The organism is Weizmannia sp. CD-2023 (assembly GCF_036225245.1).
GTDB classification, from domain to species: domain Bacteria; phylum Bacillota; class Bacilli; order Bacillales; family Bacillaceae_C; genus Weizmannia; species Weizmannia faecalis.
In genome coordinates, this window is record NZ_JARTJQ010000111.1 from 1 (window position 1) to 5,623 (window position 5,623).

Annotated in this window: 4 protein-coding genes and 1 pseudogene; 1 reads left to right on the forward strand and 4 read right to left on the reverse strand. The window is 42.8% G+C overall.

Going from position 1 to position 5,623, the window contains the following annotated elements:
* Positions 1-222 precede the first annotated feature (222 nt).
* From araA to P9687_RS15820, 4 genes and pseudogenes are all read right to left on the reverse strand, one after another.
* The gene (gene araA / locus P9687_RS15805; RefSeq protein ID WP_168986118.1) at positions 223-1,644 is read right to left on the reverse strand and encodes an L-arabinose isomerase; all 1,422 of its coding nucleotides are present in this window, start codon (positions 1,642-1,644) and stop codon (positions 223-225) included.
* A gap of 122 nt (positions 1,645-1,766) precedes the next feature.
* Positions 1,767-2,729 (reverse strand): annotated as a pseudogene (gene mmsB, locus P9687_RS15810) (multiple monosaccharide ABC transporter permease); the annotation flags it as partial.
* Complete coding sequence (locus tag P9687_RS15815; protein WP_328228799.1) at positions 2,702-2,971, reverse strand: hypothetical protein; 270 nt, start codon at positions 2,969-2,971, stop codon at positions 2,702-2,704. The pseudogene mmsB and the gene P9687_RS15815, both read right to left, overlap by 28 nt.
* Positions 2,946-3,644 carry an L-ribulose-5-phosphate 4-epimerase gene (locus P9687_RS15820; RefSeq protein ID WP_014097602.1) on the reverse strand — a complete coding sequence of 233 codons (699 nt, stop codon included), beginning with the start codon at positions 3,642-3,644 and terminating at the stop codon, positions 2,946-2,948. The genes P9687_RS15815 and P9687_RS15820 overlap by 26 nt, the downstream gene beginning before the upstream one ends.
* A 485-nt stretch (positions 3,645-4,129) precedes the next feature.
* Here P9687_RS15820 and P9687_RS15825 point away from each other — a divergent pair, with 485 nt between their 5' ends.
* Entirely contained in the window at positions 4,130-5,536 is a 1,407-nt protein-coding gene (locus P9687_RS15825; protein ID WP_035190948.1) for a sugar porter family MFS transporter, read from the forward strand.
* Positions 5,537-5,623: the final 87 nt, after the last annotated feature.

A 5,623-nucleotide genomic window follows, 5' to 3' on the forward strand; every position in this document is an offset into this window, starting at 1 on the left:
TTGACCCCAGTTCAATGCCGAGGGAAACATTTCCCTGCTGAATTGCCTGTGAAGTTTCGATTAAATTCATTTTTTTCACTTCCCAAGTCTTAAAATCATTACCTCTTCCTAGCCCTGGCTCTGCCGGACACCGGTGCTGCGGTTATTTGTTTTTTCCGGCCAGCCTAATCGTTGTGGCAAATTGTTAAAGAAGTGCATCTTTTTATTTGTTTACTGCTAAATTCAAATTTTTACAGTTTTAAGGCCAACCATTTTCGCAAAATCTTCAATTTGCTCAGCAGTGACTGCGAACGACAGGACAGTATGATGTCCGCCGCCGTTTTCAATCCATTTTTGGACCCCTTCATAAAAACCTGGTTTCGGTGTCCAAAGCTGGCGTGCGACAGGCAGTTTCGGCGCTGCTTCAGCTGGTTTTTTCCCATCCACTTCATACATAACGAGTTTAAACTGGTCACCAAAATCAGAAACCGTGAGATTTACAGCGTCTCCATCCGTGCCATCGAAGACGAGCCGTGCAGGGTCTTCGCGGTCCCCGATGCCTAATGGATGGACTTCTACCCTGATTTTGCCGCTTGCCAAAGTCGGGTCTACTTCAAGCATGTGGGAACCCAGTATTTCTTCATGGCCCTTTACCAAGTTGTACGTATAATCTTCCATAAAACCGGTTTTTTCGTTATGTGCCATGATTTTCACCAACCGGTCGAGTGCGGCTGTTTTCCAGTCCCCTTCACCGGCAAAACCGTAACCTTCCGCATTCAGCCGTTGGACCGCCATCCCCGGAAGCTGTTTCATGCCCCATAAATCTTCAAAGTTTGTAGTGAATGCTGTGTACCCGCCCCTGTCGAGGAATTTGCGCAAGGCAATTTCAATCCGGATTTGCTCTTTCACATGGTCTTCAAAATAGGCCGGGTCATTATTTCCTACTACCAAATCATATTTTTCCTGGCATTCCGCATAAACGGCATCTATTTCCTGATCGGTGACTTCTTTCATTTCCGCAACAAGGTCACCAATGCCGTAATAGTCGACTGTCCAGCCGAACTGAATTTGTGCTTCGATTTTATCGCCGTCCGTGACTGCGACATTGCGCATGTTGTCGCCGAATCTCGCTACTTTAATGTTAAAACTTTCATTATAAGCAACGGCAACATCCATCCATTGCCCGATTTGGGTTTGGACCTTTTCATCTTTCCAGTGGCCGACAACAACTTTGTTATTTTTGTTCAGTCTCGCATTGATAAATCCGTATTCCCGGTCGCCATGGGCACTTTGATGCAGGTTCATGTAATCCATGTCGATCGTTTCCCAAGGGATATGGTCCAGAAATTGTGTAGCCAGATGAAGCAAAGGTTTTTGCAGCAGTTTCGTTCCCCTGATCCAGTTTTTCGCAGGCGAGAATGTGTGCATCCAGGTGATGACACCGGCGACGTTATCGTTATAGTTGACTTCTTTCATGACCTGCGTGATACTGTCGGCTGTTGTGGCAACCGTTTTAAATACGATCGGGTATGGTAGCTTGCCGCTTGCATTGATTTCATCAATGATTTTTTCCGCATCTTCCTTTACAGCATCCAGTGTTTCTTTGCCGTATAAATGCTGGCTTCCGACGATAAACCAAAACTCGTAATCTTTTATTTTCAACATGCTGTTTTCCTCCCCCGGAATGTACAAGACATTTATTTTGTTTGTGCTTAATAGGCATTTACGTACTTAAAGGTACATAATTGAGGCAAGGCAAACTTGCACAGCCTTGCGCCAATTTCTTTTTAAACCGCTTTATTTTTGTTATAAACATCAAACGCAACAGCAAGAAGCAAGACAAGGCCCTTAATCGTTTGTTGCCAATCTATGCCAAGGCCAAGAATGGACATACCATTGTTCATCACTCCCATTACGAGCGCACCTACGATTGCTCCGCCGACTGTGCCAATTCCTCCATAAGCAGAAGCTCCGCCGATAAAACAGGCTGCAATGGCATCAAGTTCAAAGTTCGTTCCCGCTTTTGGCGTTGCTGCATTTAGACGGGCTGCAACAATTAATCCCGTCAATGCGGCAAGCACTCCCATATTTACAAAAATCCAAAATGTTACGCGTGGTGTTTTGATCCCTGATAAACTCGCTGCATTTGCATTACCGCCAATTGCATATACCTGTCTGCCCATTGTTGTTCTTTTCATAACAAATGAGTAAGCAAGAATTAAGGCTATTAAGATTACCAAAATGTAAGGGATTCCTTCGTACGTCGCAAAAATGTACGAAAATACATTAATCAAACATGCAATAACAATAATTCTAGCAACGAACAACGGTCCCGATGTTGTTTGCAACTGATATTTTTTCTGCTTTTTTCTTCCATTTAATTCAATGAAGATATAGGCAACTGTACATAACAGCCCGACCGCGATGGTCAAAATATTTAAGGAGCTTCCTTTAAAAACATCCGGGATAAAACCAGAACTGACAAGTTGGAAGTTTCTCGGAAAAGGGGCTAGTGATTCGCCTTTAAGAATCAGCATCGTCAGGCCCCGAAAAACGAGCATTCCAGCTAACGTCACAATAAATGCCGGAATTTTTACGTAGGCAACCCAAAATCCCTGCCAGGCACCAATGCATGCACCAATTGCTAAAGAAATGACAAAAACAACAATTGTCGGCAGATGCATGTGTATGGACAGGACAGCAGATATTGCTCCGATGAAAGCTACAACGGAACCGACAGATAAATCAATTTTGTAATACTGTCGGCTGTTGTGGCAACCGTTTTAAATACGATCGGGTACGGTAGCTTGCCGCTTGCGTTGATTTCATCAATGATTTTTTCCGCATCTTCCTTTACAGCATCCAGTGTTTCTTTGCCGTATAAATGCTGGCTTCCGACGATAAACCAAAACTCGTAATCTTTTATTTTCAACATGCTGTTTTCCTCCCCGGAATGTACAAGACATTTATTTTTTTTGCCCATAATAGGCATTTTTTCCGTGCTTGCGTAAATAGTGTTTATCCAAAAGAAATTGATCCATGTTGATTTGATGCGGATTCAGCTGTAGCGAGTGGTAGGTCATCTTCGCTACTTCTTCGAGCACAACGGCATTGTGCACGGCATCATGGGCGGATGTTCCCCACGTAAAAGGGCCGTGATCATTTACCAGAACAGCCGGAACCTGGTCCGGATCAATATGCCGCTTTTCAAAAGTCTCAACAATCACATCACCGGTCTGTTTTTCATATTCCGTCACGACTTCTTCTTTCTTCATCGCCCTTGTGACCGGAACCGGCCCGTAAAATGTATCGGCATGTGTCGTTCCTGCCGCCGGAATATCAATGCCGGCCTGCGCAAATGAAACCGCCCAGGGAGAATGTGTATGGACAATTCCTTTAATATTCGGGAAATGGCGATAAAGCACACAATGTGTTGCAGTATCGCTTGACGGATTTAACTCGCCTTCCACTACATTTCCACCAAGATCAACGACGACCATTTTTTCCGGTGACAATGCTTCATACTCGACACCGCTCGGCTTAATGACCATGAGATTCTTTTCACGGTCGATTCCGCTTACATTTCCCCATGTAAAGGTGACCAGATTATATTCCGGCAGCAGCATGTTTGCTTCATAGACTTCTTTCTTGAGTTCTTCTAGCATTCATTGATCATCCCTTTGAAATTGATCATTCTTTAAAAGTTTTTGACATGTCATTTGGATTCTGCGATTAACCGCTTACAAATAGAATGCTATATCAATTATCAGTATAAGTCAACAAAAAAATATTTATATGTATAAATGTGTTTTTCACTGGATGGAAAAGAGTGGTTTATGTCACAGCTTCCATAGCTTTTTCACTATAGCTACAGACACAAAAAACACACAATTGGGTACCCTTACCTGCTATCCTTTCATCTATATAAGTAGCATAATGATGGGTAAGAAAGCGGTTAAGAAAAACGCAGGAAAACGTTATTTTTTCCTCATTTATCAGTATAAATATTTTTGTCATTGATTTATAGGTATAAATGTGCTAGCATGTACTTGCAGCATGAAAACGCTTTTTTCTAAAATGATACCGCTCACAAAGAAAGGAGCCGTCAGCAAGAAGAAAATAAGGCTGATACATCAAGGAGGGAACTTTAATGGTTGGTGAAAAGAAAATCTCAAGTGGATTCATTTACTTTTTCGGGGCTTTTGGCGGCATTCTATTTGGCTATGATATTGGGGTAATGACAGGCGCTTTGCCATTCCTGGAACATGACTGGAACCTTCAAAACAGTGCAGGCGTTATTGGATGGATTACCTCTGCTGTAATGTTTGGTGCTATATTCGGCGGCGCTCTGGCGGGGCAACTTTCCGACCGTTTGGGCCGGCGAAAAATGATTTTAATTTCAGCTTTAATTTTTGTTGTTGGATCGGTTTTATCTGGCATATCCCCTCATAACGGGCAATACTTTTTAATCATCGTCCGGATGTTATTAGGATTAGCGGTTGGTGCTGCTTCTGCACTGGTCCCGGCTTATATGTCCGAAATGGCGCCTGCACGTTTGCGCGGACGTCTGTCAGGGATTAACCAAACCATGATTGTATCGGGAATGTTACTTTCTTACATTGTCGATTATTTATTAAAAGGTTTGCCGGAATCATTGGCTTGGCGGTTGATGCTTAGTTTGGCAGCGGTACCAGCATTGATCTTATTCTTTGGTGTGTTAAAGTTGCCGGAATCACCGCGCTTTTTAATAAAGAACAATAAACTTGAGGAAGCACGCAGGGTTTTGAGCTATATACGCGCTAAAAAGGATGAAATTGAAGCTGAAATCAAACAAATTCAAGAGACTGCCAGAGAAGAAAAGCAGGCAAATCAAAAAGCATCATGGGGTACTTTATTTAGCGGGAAGTATCGTTATTTAGTTATTGCCGGTGTGGGCGTTGCGGCTTTTCAACAATTTCAGGGCGCAAATGCTATTTTTTACTATATTCCTTTAATTGTAGAAAAAGCAACAGGACATGCTGCTAGTTCTGCATTGATGTGGCCGATTATTCAAGGGATCATTCTCGTATTGGGTTCACTTGTCTTCTTATGGATTGCTGATAAATTTAAACGCCGCACTTTGTTGACAGTAGGCGGAACGATTATGGGCCTGTCCTTTATTTTGCCAGCCATTTTGAATTTGCTCATTCCAAATGCAAACCCGATGATGATCGTTGCGTTTTTAAGCATTTATGTAGCTCTTTATTCCTTCACTTGGGCTCCTTTAACCTGGGTCATCGTTGGGGAAATTTTCCCGCTTGTCATTCGTGGACGCGCATCAGGATTGGCTTCCTCTTTTAACTGGATTGGTTCTTTCCTGGTTGGGCTGCTGTTCCCAATCATGACTGCTTCCATGTCCCAAGAAGCTGTTTTTGCAATTTTCGGCGTGATATGTTTGCTTGGTGTTTTGTTTATCCGGACCCGCGTACCTGAAACCCAGGGACATACGTTGGAAGAAATTGAAAAATTTGGGGAAGAAAAAGCTGTTGAAAAAAAAGGTGCCCACTTACACATATGAGACGGAGGTAAATAAAAATGAATTTAGTGGATACTTCTAAAGCGATTAAACAAGGAAATGTCTCATTAGGCATTGAACTGGGGTCAA

Bases quoted from the DNA above. Each gene is read 5' to 3' on its own strand.
- araA (WP_168986118.1), bottom strand. From the start codon at position 1,644: ATGTTGAAAATAAAAGATTACGAGTTTTGGTTTATCGTCGGAAGCCAG.
- P9687_RS15815 (WP_328228799.1), bottom strand. From the start codon at position 2,971: ATGCCTATTATGGGCAAAAAAAATAAATGTCTTGTACATTCCGGGGAG.
- P9687_RS15820 (WP_014097602.1), bottom strand. From the start codon at position 3,644: ATGCTAGAAGAACTCAAGAAAGAAGTCTATGAAGCAAACATGCTGCTG.
- P9687_RS15825 (WP_035190948.1), top strand. From the start codon at position 4,130: ATGGTTGGTGAAAAGAAAATCTCAAGTGGATTCATTTACTTTTTCGGG.